17 protein-coding genes and 4 tRNA genes are annotated in these 24939 nt (G+C 64.1%); 9 read left to right on the plus strand and 12 right to left on the minus strand.

What is annotated here, in order from left to right:
• Positions 1-44: 44 nt before the first annotated feature.
• Positions 45-620 (plus strand): hypothetical protein, encoded by a 576-nt coding sequence (locus ACGYLD_RS00590; RefSeq protein ID WP_394400574.1) that lies wholly within the window; start codon positions 45-47, stop codon positions 618-620.
• An 80-nt stretch (positions 621-700) separates the two neighbouring features.
• Here ACGYLD_RS00590 and ACGYLD_RS00595 read toward each other — a convergent pair.
• Positions 701-784, minus strand: a tRNA-Tyr gene (locus ACGYLD_RS00595).
• Positions 785-897: 113 nt separating this feature from the next.
• Here ACGYLD_RS00595 and rlmB point away from each other — a divergent pair.
• Positions 898-1674, plus strand: coding sequence for a 23S rRNA (guanosine(2251)-2'-O)-methyltransferase RlmB (gene rlmB, locus ACGYLD_RS00600; protein WP_322329430.1), 777 nt, complete (start codon positions 898-900; stop codon positions 1672-1674).
• Between the two features lie 250 nt (positions 1675-1924).
• Here rlmB and ACGYLD_RS00605 read toward each other — a convergent pair.
• The 5 genes from ACGYLD_RS00605 to ACGYLD_RS00625 form a co-directional block, all read right to left on the minus strand.
• Positions 1925-1999, minus strand: a tRNA-Gly gene (locus ACGYLD_RS00605).
• A gap of 155 nt (positions 2000-2154) precedes the next feature.
• Positions 2155-2229: transfer RNA gene (locus ACGYLD_RS00610), tRNA-Gly, on the minus strand.
• A gap of 219 nt (positions 2230-2448) precedes the next feature.
• Positions 2449-4122 (minus strand): cytochrome c oxidase subunit I, encoded by a 1674-nt coding sequence (gene ctaD / locus ACGYLD_RS00615; RefSeq protein WP_067261244.1) that lies wholly within the window; start codon positions 4120-4122, stop codon positions 2449-2451.
• 186 nt (positions 4123-4308) lie between these two features.
• Positions 4309-4989: a lipoyl(octanoyl) transferase LipB gene (lipB, locus tag ACGYLD_RS00620; protein WP_271691699.1), complete on the minus strand. Its 681-nt coding sequence runs from the start codon at positions 4987-4989 to the stop codon at positions 4309-4311.
• A gap of 46 nt (positions 4990-5035) precedes the next feature.
• Positions 5036-5716 carry a DsbA family oxidoreductase gene (locus ACGYLD_RS00625; RefSeq protein WP_271691698.1) on the minus strand — a complete coding sequence of 227 codons (681 nt, stop codon included), beginning with the start codon at positions 5714-5716 and terminating at the stop codon, positions 5036-5038.
• Between the two features lie 220 nt (positions 5717-5936).
• Between ACGYLD_RS00625 and ACGYLD_RS00630 the strand changes: the two genes are divergently transcribed.
• The 3 genes from ACGYLD_RS00630 (at position 5937) to ACGYLD_RS00640 (ending at position 12467) form a co-directional block, all read left to right on the plus strand.
• A tRNA-Leu gene (locus tag ACGYLD_RS00630) sits at positions 5937-6022 on the plus strand.
• Between the two features lie 290 nt (positions 6023-6312).
• Complete coding sequence (locus tag ACGYLD_RS00635; RefSeq protein ID WP_394400579.1) at positions 6313-8127, plus strand: autotransporter assembly complex family protein; 1815 nt, start codon at positions 6313-6315, stop codon at positions 8125-8127.
• Entirely contained in the window at positions 8127-12467 is a 4341-nt protein-coding gene (locus ACGYLD_RS00640) for a translocation/assembly module TamB domain-containing protein (RefSeq protein ID WP_271691696.1), read from the plus strand. The genes ACGYLD_RS00635 and ACGYLD_RS00640 overlap by 1 nt, the downstream gene beginning before the upstream one ends.
• Before the next feature lie 33 nt (positions 12468-12500).
• Here the strand turns inward: ACGYLD_RS00640 and ACGYLD_RS00645 are convergent, their stop codons facing one another.
• On the minus strand, positions 12501-13019 hold the full coding sequence (locus ACGYLD_RS00645) for a flavin reductase family protein (protein ID WP_271691694.1): 519 nt from the start codon (positions 13017-13019) through the stop codon (positions 12501-12503).
• Between the two features lie 277 nt (positions 13020-13296).
• Between ACGYLD_RS00645 and ACGYLD_RS00650 the strand changes: the two genes are divergently transcribed.
• Positions 13297-13803, plus strand: a complete 507-nt coding sequence (locus ACGYLD_RS00650; RefSeq protein WP_394400582.1) for a DUF992 domain-containing protein — start codon at positions 13297-13299, stop codon at positions 13801-13803.
• 72 nt (positions 13804-13875) lie between these two features.
• Here the strand turns inward: ACGYLD_RS00650 and ACGYLD_RS00655 are convergent, their stop codons facing one another.
• Together ACGYLD_RS00655 and acs are read right to left on the minus strand one after the other, a co-directional pair.
• On the minus strand, positions 13876-14448 hold the full coding sequence (locus ACGYLD_RS00655) for an MOSC domain-containing protein (RefSeq protein WP_394400585.1): 573 nt from the start codon (positions 14446-14448) through the stop codon (positions 13876-13878).
• Between the two features lie 60 nt (positions 14449-14508).
• Positions 14509-16464 (minus strand): acetate--CoA ligase, encoded by a 1956-nt coding sequence (gene acs, locus ACGYLD_RS00660; RefSeq protein WP_394400588.1) that lies wholly within the window; start codon positions 16462-16464, stop codon positions 14509-14511.
• Between the two features lie 349 nt (positions 16465-16813).
• Here acs and ACGYLD_RS00665 point away from each other — a divergent pair, with 349 nt between their 5' ends.
• The 3 genes from ACGYLD_RS00665 to ACGYLD_RS00675 all read left to right on the plus strand — a co-directional run bounded on the left by ACGYLD_RS00665 (position 16814) and on the right by ACGYLD_RS00675 (position 19957).
• Positions 16814-17830 carry a C4-dicarboxylate TRAP transporter substrate-binding protein gene (locus ACGYLD_RS00665; protein WP_271689627.1) on the plus strand — a complete coding sequence of 339 codons (1017 nt, stop codon included), beginning with the start codon at positions 16814-16816 and terminating at the stop codon, positions 17828-17830.
• Positions 17831-17927: 97 nt separating this feature from the next.
• Positions 17928-18557, plus strand: coding sequence for a TRAP transporter small permease subunit (locus tag ACGYLD_RS00670; RefSeq protein WP_067260512.1), 630 nt, complete (start codon positions 17928-17930; stop codon positions 18555-18557).
• Positions 18557-19957 (plus strand): TRAP transporter large permease, encoded by a 1401-nt coding sequence (locus ACGYLD_RS00675; protein ID WP_394400591.1) that lies wholly within the window; start codon positions 18557-18559, stop codon positions 19955-19957. The genes ACGYLD_RS00670 and ACGYLD_RS00675 overlap by 1 nt, the downstream gene beginning before the upstream one ends.
• Positions 19958-19963: 6 nt before the next feature.
• Here the strand turns inward: ACGYLD_RS00675 and ACGYLD_RS00680 are convergent, their stop codons facing one another.
• The 3 genes from ACGYLD_RS00680 to ACGYLD_RS00690 form a co-directional block, all read right to left on the minus strand.
• Positions 19964-21070, minus strand: coding sequence for an AI-2E family transporter (locus ACGYLD_RS00680; protein WP_394400594.1), 1107 nt, complete (start codon positions 21068-21070; stop codon positions 19964-19966).
• A gap of 94 nt (positions 21071-21164) precedes the next feature.
• Positions 21165-23765, minus strand: coding sequence for a chromosome segregation protein SMC (locus ACGYLD_RS00685; protein WP_394400597.1), 2601 nt, complete (start codon positions 23763-23765; stop codon positions 21165-21167).
• The gene (locus ACGYLD_RS00690) at positions 23762-24892 is read right to left on the minus strand and encodes a DNA repair exonuclease (RefSeq protein ID WP_271691685.1); all 1131 of its coding nucleotides are present in this window, start codon (positions 24890-24892) and stop codon (positions 23762-23764) included. Before ACGYLD_RS00690 ends, ACGYLD_RS00685 begins: the two co-directional genes overlap by 4 nt.
• Between the last annotated feature and the right edge of the window lie 47 nt (positions 24893-24939).

Here is a 24939-nt window from a genome sequence, read left to right on the forward strand (position 1 = left end):
TCGGCAAAAGCCAGCAATTTGAGCGGCCTGCGAAAGGGGTTCGAATGTTCGATTTTGTCTTTGCCGTGATCGCGATCAGCCTTAGCGGCCCCTCTACGCCTTCGGACGGGGTAGGCCGACCGGATGCGCCGATGACGGTGCAGGCTCCGGCACGCCCTGCGGCCCCCGCCAGCCCGGCGGCGCCCCCGGCGCCCGCGGCCCCGCCGCCTGCATTCTACATGGATGCCGTGCCCCCCGGATTGATCGCCGAAGACCAGACGCCCACGGGCCGTTTCACCACCGCCGCAGAGGTGCGGCCTATTCTGAACGCCACCCGCGGCAATTGGATCGCCGTGCGGGAGTATGATGGGCGAGACTTCCTCTATGTGACCCACCTGTGGAGCTGGCGCTGCGGGCTGGCCGCCATGGCAATCGCGGTGAACGACGCACCGATGCGGAATCTGCCGATGCCGCCCTGTCACGATTCATTGCCGACGCCGAATGCGATTCTGGAGGGGGACCCGCAGCCTTACCTGACGTTTGACCTCGGGTCGGTTGAGAGGATTCGGGTTCAACTGGTTTACGACGATTTGGGAATGGCGCTTGAGGAGTTTTTGCGGAGCGATGTGCTGATCCCTTGATAGCCATCGGGTGCGGCATTAATCGGTCGCCACGAGCGCGCCTTATCGGCGAACACTAACTATCGCGAGGGGGGAGAAAGTGGTGGGCGACCCTGGAATCGAACCAGGCGTGCGTCTCCGCGAGGGAGTTACAGTCCCCTGCCACACCTTGCGGCCTGTCGCCCACTTTGTCCCGGTGCATTGCACCTGACGTGGGGGCGTGATTACAAGCGAGCCAAAGAAGCGTCAAGGCGAATTCCTGAGAATTCTTGGGGAAATCGCACGAAAGGATAAAGAGATGAAGAAACCCAAATGGGTCGTGCAAAAAGAGCAGGACAAGAAGGCCGAAGCGGCGCAGACGGTCTGGCTGTTCGGCCTGCATGCGGTGCGCGATGCGCTGATGAACCCGCGGCGTGAAAAATTGCAGTTGATGGTCACGCCGAACGCGCAGGCGAAGCTGGAAGAGGCCATCGCCGAGGCGGGAATCACGCCGCAGGTCGTGGACCCGCGCAAGTTCCGCCCGCCGCTCGATCCAAACTCGGTCCACCAAGGTGCCGTTCTGGAGGTGAAGCCGCTGAACTGGGGCCGATTGGAAGATGTGGCCATCGGTGATTCCGCGCCGCGGCTTTTGCTGCTCGACCGGGTGACCGATCCGCATAACGTCGGTGCGATCCTACGCTCTGCCGAAGTGCTTGGCGCCTCGGCGGTCATCGGCACCAAACATCATTCCGCGCCCGAGACCGGGGCGCTGGCCAAAACCGCCAGCGGTGCGCTGGAGCGCCAGCCCTATCTGAGGGTCCGCAACCTTGCCGATGCCATCCGGGCCTTGCAGGAGATGGGCTATCTGGTGCTGGGGCTTGATGGCGAGGCGACGCAGACCATCGAGGAAGCCGTCGAAGGCCGCCGTGACCGCCCTGTGGCGCTTGTTCTGGGGGCCGAGGGGCCGGGGCTGCGGGAGAAGACCCGCGAGACCGTAGACGCGCTGGTGCGGATTGATGCGGCGGGCGGTTTCGGCTCGCTCAACGTCTCCAACGCGGCGGCTATCGCGCTTTATGCCAGCCGGGTTGGCGGCTGAGAATCGGCAAGAACTGGCTCAAATTCGAACAGGGGGCAGGGCGGCTGGGCCCGGCCCCTTTGAAAACGGCTAAGGCTTCCTAAATTTAAAGGTGACCGCAGGCCCGGAACGCCTGCCGGCCACCTACTGTCCCTCGTTCCGTACCTTACGCCCCGTGTTCGTCATGGGGCGTTTTTTTATGTAGGGCTAGATACACAAAAGCCGCCCCGAAGGGCGGCTTTGCGTTTCCTACGGGGTGGTAGGATCAACCTGGAGCGGGCGAGGCGATTCGAACGCCCGACCCTAACCTTGGCAAGGTTATGCTCTACCCCTGAGCTACGCCCGCATCCGGTTGGTGAGGGGGGAATACCCATTCCCGCAGGGGGCTGCAAGGGGGAAATGTAGCGATCTGAGCGTCGCGCGGCAATTTTTTTCGGGAAGGTTTTGGGGGCGGAAAACACAAAGGGCCGCATCCGAAGATGCGACCCTGTGAAGTCCAGATGGAGCGGGCGAGGCGATTCGAACGCCCGACCCTAACCTTGGCAAGGTTATGCTCTACCCCTGAGCTACGCCCGCTTACCGTCTGGTGAGGGCGAGATACCTATTGGGGCGGGGGGCTTCAAGAGGGAAATGTGGTTTTTGGTGGAAAAATTTGCGTAAGGCGGGGGCTCTGCCCCCGGACCCCCGAGGGTATTTGAGAAAGGATGAAGTTGGAGGGGGGGGGCGGCTGTCAGAGGAGTGGGGGCAAAAGAAAAGGCCCCGCGGGAGAGCGGGGCCTTTGTGGTTTGGGTCAGCTTAGTGGCTGTGCTGCTTGTCCCAGTCTTCCTGTTTCGGAAGCTGCTCGAACGTGTGTTCGGGCGGCGGGCTGGGCAGGGTCCATTCCAGCGTATCTGCGAATTCGTTCCACGGGTTGTTTGCTGTGGAGCGCGCGCCGCGGGTCAGCGTGTAGGCCATCACCCCGAAGAAGAAGAGGAAGGAGGCGAAGCTGAGGAAGGCGCCGATCGAGGACCACTGGTTCCAGTAGGCAAATGCCTCCGGGTAGTCGATGTAGCGGCGCGGCATGCCCTGACGGCCCAGGAAGTGCTGCGGGAAGAAGGTCAGGTTGGCACCGATGAACATCGCCCAGAAGTGCAGCTTGCCGGCCCATTCGGGGTACATGCGGCCCGTCATCTTGGGCAGGTAGAAGTAGATGCCCGCGAAGATGGCGAAGACGGCGCCGAGCGACATCACGTAGTGGAAGTGCGCCACGACGTAGTAGGTGTCGTGATAGGCGCGGTCCACAGCGGCCTGGCTCAGCACGATGCCGGTGACGCCACCGACGGTGAAGAGGAACAGGAAGCCGAAGGCCCAGAGCATCGGTGTTTTGAACTCAATTGAGCCGCCCCACATGGTGGCGATCCAGCTAAACACCTTCACACCCGTCGGCACCGCGATGACCATGGTGGCCAGCATGAAGTAGGCCTGTTGGTTCAGGGTCATGCCCACGGTGTACATGTGGTGCGCCCAGACGACGAAGCCCAGAGCACCGATCGCGATGATCGCCCAGACCATCGGCAGGTAGCCGAAGACCGGTTTGCGCGAGAAGGTCGCGATGACGTGGGAGATGATGCCGAAGCCGGGCAGGATGATGATGTAGACTTCGGGGTGGCCGAAGAACCACAGGATGTGCTGGTAGAGGATCGGGTCACCGCCGCCTGCGGGGTCGAAGAAGGCGAAGCCGAAGTTGCGGTCCATCAAGAGCATGGTGATCGCGCCCGCCAAAACCGGCAGGGACAGGAGGATCAGCCAGCTTGTGACGAAGATCGACCACGCGAAGAGCGGCACTTTGAACAGCGTCATGCCGGGGGCACGCATGTTCAGGAAGGTGGTGATCATGTTGATCGCGCCGAGGATCGAGGAGGCACCGGAGACGTGCACCGCGAAGATCGCGAAGTCCATCGACATGCCCGCTTCGCGGACCGAAAGCGGCGGGTAGAGCACCCAGCCCACGCCGGAGCCGAGCTGGCCGTTGCCGCCGGGTGTCAGCAGCGAGCAGACCGCAAGCGTGGTGCCCGCGACATAGAGCCAGAAGCTGAGGTTGTTCATCCGCGGGAAGGCCATGTCCGGCGCGCCGATTTGCAGCGGCATGAAGTAGTTGCCGAAACCGCCGAAGAGCGCGGGAATCACGACGAAGAACATCATCAGGATGCCGTGGCCGGTGATCAGCACGTTCCACAGGTGGCCGTTTGGCGTACAGGCGGCAGAGCTATCCGCAATGAAACGCGCGCCTTCCATACACATGTATTGAACGCCCGGATCCATGAGCTCAAGGCGCATGTAGACGGTGAATGCCACCGAAATAAGACCGACCAAGGCCGAGACGATAAGGTACAGAATACCGATATCTTTGTGGTTGGTGGACATGAACCACCGGGTAAAGAACCCCCGGTCGTCGTGATGATCTTGGCCGTGAATGGCTGCGTCTGCCATGCGGTGCCTCCTGCAAATGAATTGGACACATGGCGCCATAGGCGGCACATGCGGTGTCGCGCCCGTTTTAGAGCGACCGTCTCGCGGGGGCAATGGGCGCGATGGTCGCAGGGTGGGTATTTTTTGCGCTGTGGCGATCGCCGTAAAATGCGGCCTTTGGGGCGCTTGGCGCGTGCTTTGCTGCTGTTAGGGGGTGATGTCGCAACTGCCGGTGGGGTCGCTGGCAAAGACCTCATCAAAGGTGGCGCGCAGGGCCAGATCGACATCGTCCATCGTGACGGGCAGGCCCAGATCGACCAGCGAGGTCACGCCGTGGTTCGTGATGCCGCAGGGAACGATGCCGCCAAAATGGCTGAGGTCCGGCTCCACATTGATGCTGATGCCGTGGAAGCTGACCCATTTGCGCAGCCTGATTCCAATGGCGGCGATCTTGTCTTCGGCGGGGCTGCCATCGGGCTGGGCGGGTTTCTCGGGCCGTTGCACCCAAACGCCGACGCGACCGGGGCGGATTTCGCCGCGCAGGTTGAATTGATCCAACGTGGCGATGACCCAATTTTCGAGCTGGCGCACGAAACAGCGCACATCGCGTCCCCGAGCGGCGACGTTGAGCATCACATAGGCCACACGCTGGCCCGGCCCGTGGTAGGTATACTGCCCACCGCGCCGGGTGGGGTAGACGGGAAAGCGGTCGGGCTCTGTCAGGTCTTCCACCCGCGCCGAGGTTCCGGCGGTGTAGAGCGGGGGATGTTCGACCAGCCAGATGCATTCCTCGGCCTCACCGGCGGCGATGGCGGTGGCACGCGCCTCCATCCACGCCTCGGCGCTGCGGTAGTCGGTCAAGCCGTCGGTGATGATCCATTCAACCATGGGGATGCCTTAGCAAGACCCGCGCCGCACCGCCAGAGGCACAGTGTCAGGCGGCGGCGTCGCGTTCCTCCAAGACCTTGCGCAGGATTTGGGCATAGTTTTCTGCCCCCTGCGCCCCGGTGATCAGGTATTTGCCCTCGAAGATCATCGACGGCACGCCGGAGATGCCGCGCGAAGTCCAGAATTGCTGCGCTTCGCGCGTCTGTTCGGCAAAACTGCCGCTGCGGAGCACTTCGAGCGCTTCATCCCGGTCCAATCCGACGGAAGCGGCAACATCGGCGAGCACATCAGTGTCGTTCACATTGCGCCCTTGGGTGAAATGCGCGTCAAAAAGGGCCATCTTCAGCGGGTGTTGCAGCCCTTGGGCCTGCGCCCATGTCAGCAGTTGATGCGCGGCAAAGGTGTTTTGCATCCGCGTGTCGTCGGAAAAGTTGAAGGTAAAGCCCAAGTCTCGGCCCATCTGCGTTAGCCGTTTGCGATTTTCGACCGATTGGGCAGGGGTGGAGCCGTATTTCTCGGCCAGATGTTCGGCCATGTTCTGGCCTTCTGCTGGCATCTGCGGGTTCAACTCAAAGGGGTGCCAACGCACGTAGGCGCCGACGCCAACCGCGCCGAGTGCTTGCTCAAGTTGTTTGTAGCCCACGATACACCAAGGGCACATCACATCCGATACGATGTCGATTTGTACGGTGGCGGTATCTGCGGGGGTGGCGGTGTCTGCGGGCATGGCGTGTTCCTTCTTGCTTGCGTCACAGATGGCCCGCCGAACGCGCGCTTTCAACGGCTGAGCCGTCAGATTGTAGGGCGGTAAGGGGATTGTGATCGGGGGTGCGGCTGCGGAAAATCGAGGGCTGAACCCGCTTTCTGAAACGCATTGAAAAAATTTGCAGATTGCCTCTTCACAAGCCCTTGGTCTTTGGCTAAACCCCGCCCACCAACCATGGCGTGCGGTCGTGGCGGAATGGTAGACGCGCAGCGTTGAGGTCGCTGTGGGGTAACACCCGTGAGAGTTCGAGTCTCTCCGACCGCACCACCATGCTTTGCAATGCAAAGCGATGGTCGGACCCCCTGAAAGAAAAATCCTTTTTACCCTCGTCTCGGGGCGTGGTCAGCCTACAGTCTTGCTACGCGGTATCTTGCCGATTCCGCGCGTGACACCTGCGCGGGGCGGGGCAGACCGTTCTCATCGCGCGATTCCACCGGCAGAGTGTTTGCAGCCAAGGCGGCAATGCCGTTTAACGGTTGCTAAGAATAAGGCCCGTTTGGGCGGGCAAAGGAGAACCGGCGCGAAAACCGGGGTGACGAACGCAAGGAGGGTAGCGCGTGGCGCAACAAGGGCAGACTCAAGGGGCGGCGCTTTGTCTCGCTCTTGGACTACTTCTTGGCGGGGGGGCTGCGGCACAGGCGGCGGAACTGGCCATCACTGGCATCGCAGCGGATTCGGACCTCTATGCCACCCTGCGCGATGGGTCCTTGTTGGCCGAGCAGACCGATGAGGATGCCGAGCCTGCCACGCCGCAGGAATTGGTCGCCGCGGCGCAGGCCGATTACGGGCGGCTTTTGGCGCTGCTTTACGACAGCGGGTATTTCGGGCCGACGCTCAAGATCACCTTGGATGGCGTCGATGCCGCCGCGATTCCTCCTGTGCAACCGCCGCGCCGCATCGACCGGGCCGTGATCACGGTAGACCCGGGGCCGAAGTTCCGCTTTGGCGCGACCCGCATCGCGCCCATAGCCCCGGGCACCGAGTTGCCGGACGGATTTGCCGCGGGGGAGACCGCGAGCCTTGGCGTGCTGAAGGAAACCGTCTCGGCCGGGGTCAGCGGTTGGCGTGACGTGGGCCACGCGAAAGCGGCATTGGCAGATCAAGATCTTGTGGCCAAACACCGCGAACGCCAGATCGACGCTGCCCTGCGGCTGGCCCCGGGGCCAAAGCTGCGCTTTGGCGCGCTGACTGTGACCGGCAACGAAGACGTGCGCACCGCGCGGCTGATCGAAATCGCAGGGCTGCCACAGGGGGAGGTCTTCTCGCCCGAAGAGTTGGAGCTGGCTACTGAACGGCTGCGCCGCACCGGCGCGTTCGACGCTGTGGCGCTCATCGAAGCGGATCGCATTGGCCCCAACGACACGCTGCCCATCACCGCGCAGGTGACCGAAGCGCCCAAGCGGCGCTTTGGCTTCGGTGCGGAACTGTCCTCGCTAGAAGGGCTGACGCTGAGCACTTTCTGGCTGCACCGCAATCTGTTGGGCGGGGCCGAACGTCTGCGCCTCTCGGCTGAGATCGAAGGCATCGGCGGCAATTCGGGGGGGGAGGACTATACGCTCTCTGCCCGGTTCGAACGTCCGGCGACCTTTAACGAAGATACCGATTTCTACGCGCTGGCCACGTTGGAACAGCTTGATGAGGTGAATTACTTCTCCCGCCAGTTGGATCTGGAGGCGGGGATCGAGCGGATTGCCAACCAGAACCGCACCTATTCCGCGGGTCTCGGCCTGCGCGTGGCTGAGACCGAGGATGCCTTCGGCACCAACCAATATACCCTGCTGACCCTGCCGCTGGGGGCGGAGTTCGACTACCGCGACAATGAGTTGGACGCGACCGATGGCTATTACATCGACGCCAGCATCACGCCTTTTGTGGCGCTCTCGGGCTCAGAAAGCGGGCTGCGGACCTATCTGGATGCACGCTACTACCGCAGCTTCGGGTCCGAACGCCCCGTGACACTGGCCTTCCGGGGGCAGCTTGGTTCGGTCGCGGGGCCGGACCTGTCGGAAGCCCCGGCGGATTACCTCTTTTACTCCGGCGGGGGCGGCAGCGTCCGCGGACAACCCTATCAAACGCTTGGGGTTGAGCTGCCGAGCGGCGACACCGTGGGCGGGCGCAGCTTTGTCGGGCTCTCGGCAGAGGCGCGCGTGGCCCTGACCGAAAAGATCGGCGTCGTGGGCTTTGCCGATGCGGGCTATATCGGGTCGGAGGAATTCTACGACGGATCAGGCACTTGGCACTCCGGCGCAGGTCTGGGGCTGCGCTATGCTACGGGCATCGGGCCGATCCGGCTGGACGTGGCCGTGCCCACATCGGGGCCAGAAGTGGATGAAGATTTCCAAGTCTATATCGGGATTGGACAGGCGTTTTAATGCGACAGTTTTTGCAGATCCTCACCGCCAGCCTTGTCTATCTGGCATGCCTCACAGCGGCTGCCGCACAGGATGACGACAAGGGCTTTCTCACCCGGACCATTCAAGACGCGCTGAGCGGCGCGGGCCGCACCGTCAGCATCGACGGATTCGCAGGGGCGCTGAGTTCGGAGGCCTCCTTTGACCGGATGACGATTGCGGATGACGATGGCATCTGGCTGACGCTTGACGATGTGGTGCTGGATTGGAACCGTTCGGCCCTGCTGCGCGGACGGCTTGAGGTCGAGCAACTCACCGCCGGGCGGCTCGATGTCGAGCGTCTGCCGGCCAGCAATGAAGTCGATCTGCCCGATGCCGAGGCCAAACCCTTTTCCTTGCCCGATCTGCCTGTCTCCATCGAAATTGCGGATTTCTCGGTGGATGAGATCAATTTGGGCGAGCCGATCTTGGGCGAGGCGGCGCAGCTTTCGGTAAGCGCCAATGCACGGCTGACCGATACGGTCGGCATCGTCGATTTTCAGGCCCGCCGCACTGATGGCAAACGGGGCGAGTTCGACATTCAGGCCGATTTTGACCGCACCGAAAATGTGCTGGACCTGTTGTTGAACCTGACCGAAGACCCCGAAGGCATCGCGTCGAAACTGCTGAACCTGCCGGGGCAGCCTTCGGTGCAGATGACCGTCGAAGGCGCAGGGCCGCTGGATGATTTCGCGACCGATGTGACCATCGCCACCGATGGGCAAGAGCGTTTGGCGGGGCAGGTGACCCTTGGCACGCAGGCCCCACGCCGCGCCAGCGATACACCGGACCGCCGCATTCAAGCCGATATCGGCGGCGACATCACTGCGCTGCTCGCCCCGCGCTACCGCGACTTCTTCGGCGAGGACGTGCGGCTTGCGCTGGATGCGCTGCTGGAAAGCAACGGTGCGGTAGAGGTCAGCAGCTTTGCCCTTGCCGCGAATTCCGTCGATCTGCAGGGGCAGGTCACGTTGAACCAAGAGAAATGGCCGACGCTGATCGACATCTCAGGCCGGATCGCAAACCCCGATGGCACCTCGACCCTTCTGCCGATCTCGGGTGAGGGCACACGGGTCGAAGCCGTGACCCTGCGGGTGGATTACGATGCCGCCGATGGCGACCGTTTCGACAGCGCATTCGACATCACCGGGCTGGACACGGGCGCGCTGCAAATCGCGCAGACCCAACTGGCGCTCGACGGTATTCTCGAAGGCAACCTTGGCAGTCTGGGGCAATTCCTCGGCGATGTGACCTTTGCAACCGAGGGGCTGACGCTGACCGATCCGGCAAGTGCCGAGGCCATCGGCGATGCGATCACCGGCAGCGCCGAGATCCGCTTTGTCGAAGGTGAACCGATTGAGATCAACGGGCTGACCCTATCGGGCGAAGACTATGGCCTCACCGGCGAAGCCGCGATCGACGGGGTCGACACTGGGCTGCTCACCCAGTTGAAGATGACGCTCGAAGCCCAAGATATCAGCCGCTTTTCCGCGCTGGCGGGCCGCGATATCGCGGGGGCCACGGCGCTGGCGCTGAACGGCACGGTCACACCTTTGGGCGGCATGTTCGATCTGGCGTTTGCTGGGGGGACCGATGACCTTGAGATCGGGATCGAACAGGCCGATGCGGTTCTCGCGGGGCGGACCAGCCTTAGCATGGTGGCGAAACGCAACGAGACGGGGACTTTCCTGCGCGATCTTGAGTTAAAGAACGATGCGCTGGACCTGACCGGCGATGTAGAACTGCGGAGCGAAGGCAGCCGCGCGGCCTTGGACTTCACGCTCGCCGATGTTGGGTTGGTGCTGCCGCAATACGAAGGTCCCATCGCGGTCAAGGCCACAGCGGTGCAAGAGCCGCGCGGCTGGGTTGTCGACGCGGTCACCGATGGCCCCTATGACGCGGCGCTGACCGTCTCGGGCTTGGCCACGGGCGAGGATGCGCAGATCGACTTCACCGCCGATATCCCCAGGATCGAAGATTTCCTGCCCGAGGCGGATATCACCGGCCCGGTCACCGCCAAGGGCGCATTGCGCCAGACGCCGCAGGGGTGGGAAATCGACACCGAAGCCAGCGGCCCGTTGGAGGCGCAGGCCTCGGTCGAAGGGTTGGTCACGCCGCGCGTCGATGTGGCCTTTGACCTGTCGCTGCCCGATATCCAATCCCTCGTCCCGCAGATCAACGGCGGGGTCGCGGCCAGCGGCACGCTGGAGCAGACCGAACAGGGGGTTGTCGTCGATACCATTGCAAACGGCCCCTACGACAGCCGCGTCGCGGTCGAAGGCTTGGCGACGGGGCCTGACATGGCGCTGCGCTTTGACCTGACCTTGCCGGATGTCAGCCCGCTGGCCCCCGGGGTGAACGGGCCGCTGGCGGCGCAAGGCACGGTGCGGCAGCAGGAGAGCGGCATTGCCGTGGATGTCGCCGCGAGTGGCCCCTATGGCAGCAGCGCCGTGGTTGAGGGGCTGGCCACCGGCCCGAATATGGCGCTCAGCTTTGACCTCTCAGTGCCCGACGTCAGCCCCCTCGCACCCGGTGTGAACGGCCCGCTTTCGGCCACGGGCGACATCCGTCAGACCGATGACGGAATCGCCGTGGATGTCAGCGCCGATGGTCCCTATGGCAGCAGCGCCATGGTCGAAGGGCTGGTGACCGGAGAGGTCTCTCTGCGGTTCGACGTCTCGGTGCCCAACGTGAACCCGCTGGTGCCCAGCGTCTCAGGCTCTTTCGCGGCCAACGGCGTGGCGCGTCAGACCGAAAACGGCGTGGTCCTCGATGCCAGCGCCAGCGGCCCCTACGGCGCGCGGGCGACGGTCGAAGGTTTGGTCACCGGCCCCAATGCGGCTGTCGATTTCCAGTTGAACATGCCCGACATCGGCGCCTTGGTGGAGCAAGTGAACGGCCCGCTCAGCGTCGCAGGCTCGGCCCGGCGCGAGGGGGAGGCCTGGCGCATCGACACCAGTGCCAATGGCCCCGCAGGCACGCAGGCGACTGTGGCAGGGCTGGTGAACCCCGATGGGACGCTGAACCTCGATATCGCGGGCAATGCGCCGCTGGGGTTGTCGCGTCCCTTCCTCGCCCCGCGCAATTTGCAAGGCCAAGCGCGGTTCGATTTGCAGATCAACGGACCGGCGGCGCTGTCGTCGGTCAGCGGGCGCATCACCACCAGCGGCGCGACCTTCACCGCGCCGAACCTGCGGGTGGCGCTGCGGGGGATCGACGCGGATGTTCAGCTTGGGGGCAATCGGGCGCAGCTCAATGTGACCGGTCAGGCCGTCGATGGCGGAGAGCTGCGCGTGGCGGGGGCGATCACCCTGACACCGGCGCTGCCTGCGGATATCAGCGTCACCCTGCGCAACCTCGTCTATGCGGACCCGAGCCTTTATAGCACCACGTTGAACGGTGATTTGCGGCTTGCCGGGCCGTTGAGCGGGGGGGCGCAGATTACCGGGGTGATCAACGCGGGCGAGACGAATATTCAGGTGCCCGCGACGGGGCTGACCTCGATCGGGGACATCCCGCAGATCACCCAAGTCAACGCGCCTGCCGATGTGCTGGCGACCCGCCGCAAGGCCGGTTTGGAGGGCGCGGATGCCGGGGATGACCCTACTGAGGATGCCTCCGGCCCCGGTTTCGGACTGGACCTGCAACTCAACGCGCCGAACCGGATTTACGTCCGGGGCCGCGGGCTGGATGCGGAACTGGGCGGCGCGCTGAACCTCAGCGGCACCACCAACCGCATCATCTCGGCCGGGCGGTTCGAGTTGATCCGCGGGCGGCTCGATATCTTGGGCAAACGCTTCTTGCTCGACGAAGGGTCGATCCAGTTTCAGGGCGATTTCATCCCCTATATCCGGTTCGTCACCTCGACCGATACCGAAGCGGGGGAGGTGCGTGTCATCGTGAGCGGCCCGGCGAATGAGCCTGAGGTCACTTTCGAATCCACCCCCGCCGCGCCGCAGGACGAGGTGCTGTCGCAGCTGCTCTTTGGGCGCAACATCTCGGAAATCTCGGCCTTTCAGGCGCTGCAATTGGCCAGTGCAGTGGCGACCCTCGCAGGCCGCGGCGGCGACGGGGTGATCGGCAACCTGCGTGAGGGCTTCGGCCTCGACGATCTGGATGTGACCACCACGGAGGATGGCGAGACTGCGCTGCGGCTGGGGAAATACCTGACCGACAACATCTATACCGATGTGACGGCGGCTTCGGATGGCACGGGGGAGGTGTCGCTCAACCTCGATATCACCGAAAGCCTGACGGCCAAGGGCACACTTGGCTCGGACGGCGACAGCAGCATCGGCATCTTCTTCGAGCGGGACTATTAATTGAAAGGGGCGCCTTACGGGGCGCCCTTTTTCTTATCTGTCGTCGCGGGGGGTGAAGTGGCCGTAACGGCCTTGGTCGAACATCAAGCCCGCCGCCCCATCCTCGCGCAAAGCGACCTGTTGCACATGGCCCAAGATCAGCGAATGATCGCCCGCCGGATGCACGGCATAGGTCGCGCAGTGAAACCGGGCGAGGCAGCCTGCGAAAGTGGGCACACCGGCGGCGTCCTCCGTCCAATCGAAACCAGAGAAATCATGGCCTTGGCTTGCGAAACGCTGGGCCAAACCCTCTTGATCCGCGCCCAAAACGTGAATGCAAAAGGACGCCGCCGAGGTGAAACTGTCGTGCCGTTTGGAAGAGATCGCAGGCGACCACAGCACCAAAGGCGGGTCGAGCGAGACCGAGGCAAAGGAATTCGCAGTCATCCCCAAGGGGCCTTGGGCGGTTTTTACGGTCACCACGGTCACGCCGGTGCCGAAACGCCCGAAGGCACGGCGCAGCGCCGGGGCATCGCCGCTGTCGGGCGAGAAGGGGATCAGATCATCACTCATAGCGACAAGCGGTGCCATGTGGCGGCTGATTTGTCCAGCGGTGCCGGGGCGTTGCGCATCGGCCCCCTTGCGCGGATTTTCGCGCCCGCGGTTGGGCCGAGGAACCGCTGCCAAGGCCCGGCGTTGGGCCAGCGATGAGAGGCATCATCGGCTCCAACCGGTGTCGATGCTGGCTGTCTGAAAGGGGCGGCGCAGGAGGTCTGCGCCGTCTGTCCAGGCACCCGAATGCCGTTCACAGCAGAAAAGGCGCGTCTCGTCGCGCCGGAAAGTGACAAAGATGATGTATGCAAGCAAACTCACCCTCGGCGCGGCCCTTCTGAGCGCCACCGCCTTCGGCTCCACCGCGATGGCCGATGACAATGAGACCGTCGACCATGTCGAGATTGGCTCCCTGTCTTGCGATGTGGGCGAGGGCACCGGCTTCGTTTTCGGCTCCACCCGTGAGCTGACCTGCACCTTCAACCCCATTCAAGAAGGTCTCGAAGATGAGACCTATGTGGGCGAGATCAACCGCTGGGGCGTCGATATCGGCAAGACCGAGAATGGCCAGATGTCATGGCTGGTGCTGGCCCCGACCGAGCAGGAATATTCCGAAGGCGGGCTGAACGGCAGCTATAAAGGCGTTTCCGCCGAGGCGACCGTCGGTGTCGGCGCGGGGGCCAACCTGATGACAGGCGGTTCCGAGAACACATTGGCGCTTCAACCGCTGAGCGTGAATACCCAGACCGGCGCGAACTTTGCTGTGGGCGTGGGTGAGATCAACCTTCAGCGCGTCGAAGGCTAAACCCGCGCGAAAACGTTTGAAATGATGATCTGGGCCGTCCCTTGGGGGCGGCCCATTTCTATGTGAGAGGCGTCAGAGCTTGGTCAGCCGGTCCCCACGGCGAACGGTGCCGTCCTGCACGATTTTGCACAGAACGCCGCGCAATCGATGCGGGCGGTTTTCCTTTCGGTTGATCCACCGCAGGCTGTCTTGGCCATAGCGATCGCGCCATTTGATGCAGCCGGTGTTGAACTTATCGCTCACCTCCAGCACCGCAGACCCGGCTTGAAGGCGCGTGCCGACGGGCAGGTTCTCATGGCCAAGGTCCATGTCCACGATCATCGTATCGCCGGGGTGCGGCGTGTTTGCCCGGTCGCGCCAGCAAAGATCCATCACGCGTTTGGGCAGGATGGAGATCTGTATCCGCGGATCGGGGCTGCCGTCAGGCAGGGTTAGCCAAGGTTTCTCGGTCCAACGTTCGCCAAGGATGCCTTGGGCCACGGTCAGATCCAGTTCATCACGGAAATCCCGCTCCCCGTAATCGGGGCGAAAGCAAAGTTCTTCGATCACGGCGCCATCCTTGGGCGCGGCGAGGATATCCGGCAGGGCGGCGTCGCATTCCGCAGCGGAGGCGGGGGGCGGCACTTGGGGGGCGGTTTGGTCCATGTCTCTCTTTCTCATGCAACGCGGCGTGGGGGCAGGTAGCCGCCCGCGCCGCGCGCCGTGTCAGCGGTTCATGCGGTTGCCGATCAGATCGTCCACCACGCCGGGGTCCGCCAGCGTCGAGGTGTCGCCCAACGCGCCGTAATCATCCTCGGCGATCTTGCGCAGGATGCGGCGCATGATCTTGCCCGAACGTGTTTTTGGCAGGCCCGGTGCCCATTGGATCAGATCGGGCGAGGCGATGGGGCCGATCTCTTGCCGGACCCAATTGCGCAACTCGGCCCGCAACTCTTCGGAAGGCTCCTCACCGCTCATCAAGGTGACATAGCAATAGATGCCTTGGCCTTTGACGTCATGCGGGTAGCCGACCACGGCGGCTTCGGCCACTTTGTCATGGGCGACGAGGGCGCTTTCCACCTCGGCGGTGCCCATGCGGTGGCCCGAGACGTTAATCACATCGTCAACGCGGCCCGTGATCCAGTAGTCGCCATCGGCATCGCGTTTGCAGCCGTCGCCGGTGAAGTAATAGCCCGGGTAATCGGCGAAATAGGTCTTTTCGAACCTTTCGTGATCACCCCAGACGGTGCGCATCTGCCCCGGCCAGCTGTCGGCGATGCAAAGCACGCCCTCGGCGGGGTTGCCGTCGATCTCTTGACCCGATGTTGGGTCCAGCACCACCGGTTTGACGCCGAAGAAGGGCTTCATCGCGGCCCCCGGTTTCATGTCATGCGCGCCGGGCAGGGGGGTCATCAGATGGCCGCCGGTCTCGGTCTGCCACCACGTGTCGACAATGGGGCAGCGGTTCTGGCCGACGACCTCGTGATACCAGTTCCACGCCTCGGGGTTGATCGGCTCGCCCACGGTGCCAAGAATGCGCAGCGAGGACAGATCGCTTTTGGTCACATAGTCATTGCCTTGCCCCATCAGCGCGCGGATCGCGGTGGGGGCGGTGTAGAACTGCGTGACTTTGTGCTTTTCGCAGACCTGCCAGAAACGGCTGGCATCGGGGTAGGTGGGCACGCCTTCGAACATCAGCGTGGTGGCGCCATTGGCCAGCGGGCCATAGACGATATAGCTGTGCCCGGTGACCCAGCCCACATCCGCCGTGCACCAGTAGATGTCGCCGTCGTGGTAATCGAACGTCACCTCATGGGTCAGCGCCGCATAGGTAATATAGCCGCCGGTGGTATGGACCACGCCCTTGGGCTGACCGGTGGAGCCTGAGGTGTAGAGGATGAAAAGCGGGTCTTCGGCGCCCATCGCCTCCGCTTCGCAGGTCTCGGCGGCATCCTTGATCAGTGCGTTGTAATCACGGTCGCGGGCATCGTCCCATGCCACGTCACCGCCCGTGCGGCGCACCACAAGGCATTGAACGCTGGCATCGCATTGCGCCAGCGCCTTGTCGGCATTGGCCTTGAGGGGTGTGGCCTTGCCGCCGCGCGGGGCCTCGTCCGCGGTGATCACCACCTTCGCCTCGCAGCCGTTCACCCGCGCGGCGAGGGCATCGGGGGAGAAGCCTGCGAAAACAATTGAGTGAATCGCCCCGATCCGCGCGCAGGCCAGCATGGCATAGGCGGCTTCGGGGATCATCGGCATATAGATGATCACGCGGTCGCCTTTGCCCACGCCGAGATCCCGCAGCACATTGGCCATGCGGCAGGTAGCGCTGTGGAGCTCGCGGTAGCTGATGTGCTTGGCCTCATCCTCGGGGCTGTCCGGCTCCCAGATGATCGCGGACTGATCGCCGCGCGTCTCAAGATGGCGGTCGATGCAATTGGCGCTGACGTTCAGCTCGCCATCCGCGAACCAATTGATGCTGACCGACCCAAGGTCGAAGTTCACGTCGCGCACTTGGGTGAAGGGTTTGATCCAGTCGATCCGCTGCGCCTGTTCGCGCCAGAACCCATCGGTGTCGGTGACCGAGGCTTGGTACATCTTGTCATAGGTCTGCGCGTCCACATGGGCCCGGGCGGCCATGTCGGCGGATGGCGGATAGGTCTTGGCGGTGGCGTCGGACATGGTGGTTCCTCCCTTGATGTTCGCATCTCCACGGGGCGCGGGTCAAACCCGGTGGCCGTGGCGTCCTCCTCAGCCGGATCATAGCGGCCCGTGAAAAGAAGGGAATAAGCAACTGGATTACAAGGGCTTGCCTGTAAAGGTTTTTCCCGATCGGGGTGATTTCTGTAAATTTTCCGCTCTTGCCCGGTGATTGGCGCGGTTTTTCAAAGCCTTGCCAGTCAAACTTGGCGCAACTGTCTTGCGGCTGTCGTATTTGCGCGGCATGACGGGGTTGGCAGGCCAGCCCCCGCGGGGTAGCCTGTGCGCCAATCCGCCCACCCAAGGGCGGCAACTATGGGAGAGAGCCATCATGAAAAATCTGCTGAGCGGTGCCGCCGCCTGTGCGCTGACTGTCGCGTTTGTAAGCGAAGCTGCCGCGACCGAATGGAATGCCTCGGTCTGGGGCAAGCGCCGCGCCTTCACCGAACATGTGGAAAAGATTGCCGAACTGGTTTCTGAGAAGACCGACGGCGAATTCACCATCAACGTCAGCTACGGCGGCCTGTCCAAGAACCGCGAAAACCTCGATGGTATCTCCATCGGCGCTTTCGAGATGGCCCAGTTCTGCGCCGGCTACCACGCCGATAAGAACCGCGCGATCACCGTGCTGGAACTGCCGTTTCTGGGGGTGAGCAACCTTGAAGAGGAAGTCGCGGTTTCCAAAGCGGTCTATGACCACCCCGCCGTCGCCAAGGAGATGGCGCAGTGGAACGCGAAAATGCTGATGACCTCGCCCATGCCGCAGTACAACCTTGTCGGCACCGGCGATCCGCGCACCACGCTGGAAGATTTCGACGGCATGCGCGTGCGTGCCACCGGCGGTCTGGGCAAAGCCTTTGAAGCTGTCGGCGCCGTGCCCACATCCGTGACCGCGACCGAAGCCTATAACGCGATGGAATCGGGTGTCGTTGACACCGTGGCCTTCGCCCAGCACGCGCATCTGTCCTTTGGCACCATCAACAAGGCCGACTGGTGGACCGCGAACCTCAACCCCGGCACCGTGAACTGCCCCGTCGTGGTGAACATCGACGCCTATGAGATGCTGAGCGACGAAGAGCGTGAAGCGCTCGACAGCTCGGTCGATGAGGCGCTGGATCACTACCTCGCCAACTATGCGGAACTGCTGGAGAAATGGGATTCCGTTCTCGAAGAAAAAGGCGTGGAGAAGGTTGAGTATTCCCCCGAAGTTATCGCCGAGTTCAAAGAGAAAGCCGCCGATCCCGCGCGCGAAGCATGGATCGAGAACATGGAAGCGCAGGGCATCCCGGGTCAGGAACTCTATGACCTCGTGATGGAGACGCTGGAAAAAGAGCGCGCCTCGAACTAAGCCCAGCCGGGCATGACTGTGAGGGCCGTGCGGATTGACCGCGCGGCCCTTTCGACTTCCAAAACGCAACAAACAGACTTTCTGAAAAGGAGAGCCGATGGCCGGATCATCCGCCGTGCTGGAGGACAGCAGCCTCCTCAGCCGCCTCGACCGGGGCCTGCTGAAGCTGGAAACCTTCTTTGCCCTGATCTCGGGGCTTGCCGTTTTCTCACTGATGATACTGGCCGTCTGGTCCGTGGGGGGGCGCAAGTTCTTTTCCACGCCGCTGGCGGGCTATGTCGACTGGATCGAAGCGGCGATGCCTTTCATCGCCATCATGGGCATCGCCTATACCCAACGGATGGGCGGCCATGTGCGCATGGACATCCTGATCGGCCAGCTGAAGGGCCGCGCGCTTTGGGCGGCGGAACTGCTGTCGGTGGTGCTGATCCTTTTGCTGATGCTGGCGCTGACATGGGGCGCTTGGGCGCATTTCGACCGCAGCTTTGACATGAACGCCCCGATGTGGAGCCGCGACAGTTCGATCGACATCGGCCTGCCGATCTGGCCCAGCAAACTGGTGGTGCCGCTGGCTTTCGTCGTGATCTCTCTGCGGCTTTGCCTGCAAATTTGGGGCTATGGCCGGGCCTTGGTGCTGGGGCTGGAACGCCCCGTGGCCGTGCCGCTGGTGCAATCGGCGGCGGAACAAGCAATGGCCGAGGCCGAACAACTGGATGGACGTGACTGATGGATCCTATTGAAATCGGCCTTTGGGTCTCGGGCGGTATGCTCGTCATGGTGGTGCTTGGCATGCGGGTCGCCTTTGCCGCGGCCATGGCTGGGCTTGTCGGCCTGATCTGGATTTTCTGGGCCAAGAAGGGCATGGAGTGGGACCAGCTTGGCTGGGCGCTGACCGTGGCGATCAAGACCGCGGGCCAAGTGCCGCACTCTAAGGTATCGAGCCAGACACTCTCGCTGATCCCGACCTTCATCCTGATCGGCTTTTTGGCCTATTATGCGGGCCTGACCAAGGCGATCTTTGAGGCGGCGAAACGTTGGTTCGCTTGGGTGCCGGGCGGTCTGGCGGTCTCGACCGTTTTCGCCACGGCGGGCTTTGCGGCGGTGTCGGGCGCATCGGTCGCCACGGCGGCGGTTTTCGCCCGCATCGCCATCCCCGAGATGCTCAAGATCGGCTATAACAAGCAATTCGCGGCCGGTGTTGTGGCCGCTGGTGGCACGCTGGCCTCATTGATTCCGCCTTCGGCGATCCTCGTGATCTACGCGATCATCGTTGAGCAGGACGTGGGCAAGTTGCTGCTCGCGGGCTTTATCCCGGGTGCCTTCTCGGCGGTGGTCTATGCGGTGTTGATCATCGGGATCGCGATGATCTGGAAAAGCGTCGGCCCGCCGGTGCGCGGCTTTACATGGGGCGAGCGTTTTGCCTCGCTCCCCGCTGCGATGCCGATTGTTGCCGTGGTCGTGATCATCATCTTCTTCGTCTACAACCCCTTCGGCGACGCTTGGGGCACCCCGACCGAGGGCGGGGCGGTGGGCGCCTTTATCGTCTTCTGCATGGCCGTCTTCCGTGGCATGCGGCTGGCCGAGTTGAAGGACGCGCTGCTGGAGACCGCGAAGCTGACGGTGATGATCTTTACCATCATCTGGGGCGTGCTGATCTATGTGCGCTTCCTTGGCTTCGCCGATCTGCCGGGCGCTTTTGCCGACTGGATTTCCTCGCTCGAAACTTCGCCCATGCTGATCCTGATCTGCATCCTCTTGGCCTACGCCGTGCTGGGGATGTTCATGGACGCCATCGGGATGCTCTTGCTGACGCTGCCGGTGGTCTATCCGGCGGTCATGGCGCTCAACGGGGGCGAGATGGTCTCGGCCGCCGACAGCGCCTTTGGCATGTCGGGTCCGATGTGCGCGATCTGGTTCGGGATTCTGGTGGTGAAGATGGCGGAGTTCTGTCTGATCACCCCGCCAATCGGCCTCAACTGCTTTGTCGTCGCGGGCGTGCGCCCCGACCTCAGCGTGCAGGACGTGTTCCGCGGCGTGATGCCCTTCTTCATCGCCGACGCGGTCACCATCGGCCTCTTGGTCGCTTTCCCGCAGATCGTGCTCTGGCTGCCGTCCCTCGCGGGATAAGCGGCCCTAGCCACCGGGCTTTTCCGCGGCGGGTTCATCCGCCGCGGTTGCCGCCACATCGGGGGCGGATTTGTCCAGAAAATGCCCGATCATGTTGAGCGCCGTCACGTTCTCGCAGATCACCTTGAAAACCACGAGGAAGGGCACCGCCACCAGCGCGCCCGCAATTCCCCAAAGCCAGCCCCAAAAGACCACGGTGAGGAACACGGCCACCGTGTTCAGCTCCAACCGCCGCCCCACGAGGTAGGGGGTGATGAACTGCCCCTCGATCCCGGTGAGGATCTGATAGCCAAGCGGGGCGAGGATGGCGTAGCCGACACTGTCGAATGTCGCGATGGCATAGGCCCCCACCAGCACCGCGCCGATCACCCCGCCGATATAGGGCAGGAAGTTCAGCAAGAACGCCGCCAAGCCCCAGACGTAAGGCACGGGCAGCCCGAGCGCGAAGAGGTAGAGCCCCACCGAAATGCCCAGGCCTGCGTTGATGATGGTGATGGTCAGCAGGTAGCGCGAGACGCGGCGCTCCACGTCATAGACCGCTTTCAACGCGCGTTTCTTGCCGGTGAAGGTCTGAAAGGACTGCACGAGCTTGAGGTAGAACAGATCGCCCGAGGCCAGCAGGAACAGCGCCAAGACCAAGGCCACCGCCACGGTGCCCCCGATCCGCGCGCCGGTGTTCATGGCGTTGTCCAGCAGGCCGGGCTGTTTGACCACCACCTCTTCGGGCTTCCCGCTGCCATTCTCGGTGCCGATCTGTTCGACCTGTTCGGTGGCCGAGCGGACATCCTCAACCGTTTGCGCCCAGCCCTGCAGCTTGCGCCGTATCTCATTGCCCATGGTGGGAATTTCGTCGGACCAAGTCGCCACGGTGCCCGCCGACAGGCCAGCCAGCACAAAGATGATCAGCCCGACACAGCCGATCAGCAGCACGGCGCCTAAAGGAGGGGAAATGCCGAACTTTTCAAAAGAGCGGATCAGCGGGCTAAGCGTCAGCGCAAGAAGGAAGCCCAATAAGATGGGCAGCAGCAAATCCTTGGCGAAATAGGCAGTCACGAAGAGGGCGATCAGAACGAGCACCTCCAACAGCCGTCTGATCGCTGCGATATCGTTCAATGTCTTCCCCCCAAGTGCCCTGCGCATATGCTAGGAAGCCAACGCAGGACGGGGGGAAAAGTTCATTCCCGCGCGCCGGGCGCGGCGCTTGGCGCTATGGGTCGACCGGTTGCAGGCGTAGGGCTTGCCCGCCAAGGGCGCGAAAAGCGCGTTGGCGGCAGGTCAGGACGATGATCTGCATATCCCCTGCCTGCCGGTGCAGCGCGTCGAACATCCGCTCGATCCGGTCGTCATCGGTAAAGACCAGGGCGTCGTCCAAGATCACCGGCGCGATACGCCCCGCCCGGGCCAGCATCCGCGCGAAGGCCAGCCGCACCAGCAGGGCCACCTGTTCCTGCGTGCCACCCGAAAGCACCTCGATCGGCTCTTCCCGGCCCTCGCGGATCAGCGCATGGGGTAGGAGCGATTCCTCGCCCCATGTCAGTTCCGCATCGGGCCAAAGCAGTTGCAACAGCGGTTTCAGTTCCTTGACGATGGGGGTGAAATAGCGCTCTCGCGCCTCGTTCCTTGCATCCTGCAAAGCCTCTTGCAGCCGGGTCAGCACCGCGACCTCATGGGCGATCCGGGCAAGGGCCGCTTCGGCGGCTTGCAATTGGTCTTCGGTCTCGGCCAGCCGTTCCTCCACCGCGTCGCCCGAGGCGCGGGTGATGCGTTCGCTCAGCCGGGCGAGCAGGGGGTGCAGGCGGGCGATCTCCTCTCGGGCCTGCGTCTCGACCGATTCCGCGCGGGTGAGCGCGGCTTGAAGGCTCGCCGCATCCGGCGCGTCCTTGGCCTTCTCAGCATGGGCGAGGCGGGCGGCCTCCAGCGCGGCAGCGGTGGTGACGGTTTGGGCGGCGAGGTCTTCTTCTGTGACATCGCCCAGCTTGGCCTGCTGCGCCTCGGCGCGCTGCAGCCGGTCGGTGAGCGAGGCAAGCTGCGCTTCCTTGCCCGCCGCATCGGCCTTGGCATCGGCCAGCGCCTCGGCGGCGGTCTCACGCGCGATGCGGAAGCGCTCATGTGCAGCCTGCGCGGTTTGCAGCGCGTCTTCGGCCTGCGCGAGATCGGGTGCGCCCGAGACCTCTTCCGGCGCAGGAATGGCGGCGAGGGCTTGGTGCAGCGCGTCGATCCCATCGGGGGCGAGGCTGGCCAGCACGGCTTTCGCCTCTCCCTGCCGCGCGGCGGCCTCGGCACGCGCAGCCCCTGCGGCGCGGGCCTGCGCCAGATCAGCTGCGCCGATCTCGTCAAGGGCGGTTTGCAACCGGGCCGCGGCGGCGTCGACCGAGCCGTCCTCGCCGCCCCCCGCGCCGGGCTCGATCTCCAAATCGGCGATTCCGTCGATCCGCAGGGTGGTGCGGCGTGGCAGGGGCAGGGGGGCGCCATCGGCCAAAGGGCCGTCATCGCCGTGGATGGCGCCCGATTGATTGGGGGCGTAGCGAACCGTCACCTGCGGGGCCGCGGCATCGCGGGCGGCGCGGCTGGCAGAGAGTTCGGCGGATAGTCTTTCCAACCGTTGCAGGGCCGCGGCGTCCGGGCCGGATTTGGCAGCGGCTCTGGCGCTCTCCATCCGGCGGCGTGCGTCTTCGGCCTCTTTGATGCGCGCTTCAAGCGCTTGGCGTCGGTCAGCACCATCGCGGGCCGCACGGGCGCGGAGGGCGTGGCGGTGGTCATCCTCGGCGGTCTTGAGCGCCGTTCGGGCCTCCGAGGCGGCGGCCTCTGCGGCCTCCAACGTGGCGCGGCGGTCTGACAGGGCGGCGCGGGCCGCCTCCACCGCTTCGCGTGCTGCGGCCTCGGCGCGGCGGGCGGCCTTTTGCTCGGCCTCTCCGGCGCGGTAGCTGTCGAGACGCGAAGTGGCGCTTTCGGCGTTAAGACGGGCCAGTTCCACGGCCCGGCTCAGCGCTTCCATCTCTTCCGCGTGGCGGGTCGCGGCGGCATGGGCGGCACGGGCGGCCTCCAGTTTCTCGCGCCGTTCGGCGACCACCTCGGGCGCTTCAAGCTCGGCCAAGGCGCGCCGCGCGCGCTGGCGTTCGGCCAAAGCGTCTTGCAACGCGCGTGCGGTGGCGGCCAGTTGATCGCGCGTGGCCGTCAGCGCCTCGACCTGATCCTGCGCCTCTTTCCACGGCCCGCCGGTGCGTGGCCGTCCGGTGCTGGTGGCATATTGGGCAAGCTCCTCGCGGCATTGCGCCAGCGCCTTGTCCATGCGCCGCCCGCCGGTCATCGCTTCCACCTCGGCCCCGACCGAGGTCATCAGATCGCGCCGCGCCTCCAGCGCCAGTTTCTCTTCCTTGGTCGAGCCGCCGGTCAGCGCGGTCATCCCCTGCCGCACCCAGATCAACCCCGAGGGGCCGCCCGCATCGCCGCCCAAAAGCTGCGCGATCCATGCTTCGGCCTCATCCGCCTGCGCGATCAGCTTGCCCTCGCGGTGCACGGTGGCGAGGGGCTTTTGAAACCAGCGTTTGTGCAGGGCGAAACGGCCCGCCTCGGTCTCGACCTCGATGGTGACCTCGGGTGCGCCGCCCGCATGGGGGCGCAGGGCCGATACCTCTTTGTCGCGCGAACCGAAGGGTTTGAAAAACAGCGCCTGTATCGCGTCGAAGAGGGTGGATTTGCCGTGCTCATTCGGCTCGCTCAGCACGTTGATCCCATCGCCGATCCCGGTGACCTGCGCGGGGTCGGTGAAACGGCGGACGTTGTTGAGGGTGATGGCGCGGATTTTCATGTTTTGGCCCCCTGCACATAGGCATGCAGCCGGGCCAGCGCGTCGGCGGCCACGTCTCGGTCGGATTGAGGAAGGGTCTCGGACTGCGCCTCGCTCACCAAGGTTTCCGCCGCCATACGCAGCGCGCCGCCGCGGTCGATCTCATCAAGGTCCGCGGCCTCATACTGGGTGCCCAGCCCCTCAGTCAGCAATTCGAAATGGGCGAAATCGGGCGCGCAGGCTTGGGCCGCGTGGGCAAGAGCCGCGCGGTCGGGAAGGCTTGCCCAACCCCCCGCCTTGACGCGCAAGAGGTGGTCCCGGCGCCCTGTCTCGGGCAAGAGCGCCTGCAAAGCCGCCGCGACATCTTGCCGGGGGTGCAGCGTGACCTCGGCCTCCGACCACAGGAAACTGCCGGTCTCGACCTCTTCGATCTTGGGTCGTGCGCCGGGGCCTGCGATTTCAACCGCAAGGCAGACGCCACGGCGCCCGTGTTTGAACCGGTCCTGCTCGGGCGTGCCGCAGTAGTGCACCCGGTCAGAGACGGCCATCCGACCGTGCCAGTCGCCAAGGGCGAGGTAGTCGAGCCGCGCGCGCTGGTCGCGGTCCGGCGCGATGGCCTCTCCGCTGTCGGTGAAATCGGTGACCCCGCCATGGGCAAGGGCGATGCGCATATGGCCTTCGGGGCTGTGCATGCGGTCCAGCGGGGCGCTTGGATCACTGGCGCCCGCGCGAAAGGCCACGGGGCAGGGCAGGAGGCTGACACCCTCGACCATTTCGATCGGGGCGGCTTCGGTGAGGGCGCGCAGATTGGGCGGCGCATCGCGGGCGATGACCTCCCACAGGGGTTCGGCATCGCGCAGGTTGTCGTGATTGCCGGGCAGGAGCCACCATGTCATCTCCGCCGCCTCGCCCATGGCGGTGAGCGCCTGCCGCAGCACGCTGGCCGAGGGCGTCGCGGTATCGAATGTATCGCCCGCCAAGAGCACATGCGCCGCACCGTGATCTCGTGCGGCCTGGGCCAGTTTGGCAATGGCGCCATGCCGCGCTTCCATCAGACGCCCCCGGATATTGCCGTCAGGCGCTTGCGGAATATTCGCGAATTTGCGCCCGATATGCAGGTCGGACGCGTGGATGAAGCGGAATGTCATGCGGGGGTCCTGAATGGCTTTGGCAAAGGGCGGGGGGTCAATAGGCA

It is taken from the genome of Sulfitobacter sp. 1A12056 (assembly GCF_043558125.1).
GTDB classification, from domain to species: domain Bacteria; phylum Pseudomonadota; class Alphaproteobacteria; order Rhodobacterales; family Rhodobacteraceae; genus Sulfitobacter; species Sulfitobacter faviae.

Coding starts and splice junctions, on each gene's coding strand:
- ACGYLD_RS00590 (WP_394400574.1), top strand. CDS start 45: ATGTTCGATTTTGTCTTTGCCGTGATCGCGATCAGCCTTAGCGGCCCC.
- rlmB (WP_322329430.1), top strand. CDS start 898: ATGAAGAAACCCAAATGGGTCGTGCAAAAAGAGCAGGACAAGAAGGCC.
- ctaD (WP_067261244.1), bottom strand. CDS start 4,122: ATGGCAGACGCAGCCATTCACGGCCAAGATCATCACGACGACCGGGGG.
- lipB (WP_271691699.1), bottom strand. CDS start 4,989: ATGGTTGAATGGATCATCACCGACGGCTTGACCGACTACCGCAGCGCC.
- ACGYLD_RS00625 (WP_271691698.1), bottom strand. CDS start 5,716: ATGCCCGCAGACACCGCCACCCCCGCAGATACCGCCACCGTACAAATC.
- ACGYLD_RS00640 (WP_271691696.1), top strand. CDS start 8,127: ATGCGACAGTTTTTGCAGATCCTCACCGCCAGCCTTGTCTATCTGGCA.
- ACGYLD_RS00645 (WP_271691694.1), bottom strand. CDS start 13,019: ATGAGTGATGATCTGATCCCCTTCTCGCCCGACAGCGGCGATGCCCCG.
- ACGYLD_RS00650 (WP_394400582.1), top strand. CDS start 13,297: ATGATGTATGCAAGCAAACTCACCCTCGGCGCGGCCCTTCTGAGCGCC.
- ACGYLD_RS00655 (WP_394400585.1), bottom strand. CDS start 14,448: ATGGACCAAACCGCCCCCCAAGTGCCGCCCCCCGCCTCCGCTGCGGAA.
- acs (WP_394400588.1), bottom strand. CDS start 16,464: ATGTCCGACGCCACCGCCAAGACCTATCCGCCATCCGCCGACATGGCC.
- ACGYLD_RS00665 (WP_271689627.1), top strand. CDS start 16,814: ATGAAAAATCTGCTGAGCGGTGCCGCCGCCTGTGCGCTGACTGTCGCG.
- ACGYLD_RS00670 (WP_067260512.1), top strand. CDS start 17,928: ATGGCCGGATCATCCGCCGTGCTGGAGGACAGCAGCCTCCTCAGCCGC.
- ACGYLD_RS00675 (WP_394400591.1), top strand. CDS start 18,557: ATGGATCCTATTGAAATCGGCCTTTGGGTCTCGGGCGGTATGCTCGTC.
- ACGYLD_RS00685 (WP_394400597.1), bottom strand. CDS start 23,765: ATGAAAATCCGCGCCATCACCCTCAACAACGTCCGCCGTTTCACCGAC.
- ACGYLD_RS00690 (WP_271691685.1), bottom strand. CDS start 24,892: ATGACATTCCGCTTCATCCACGCGTCCGACCTGCATATCGGGCGCAAA.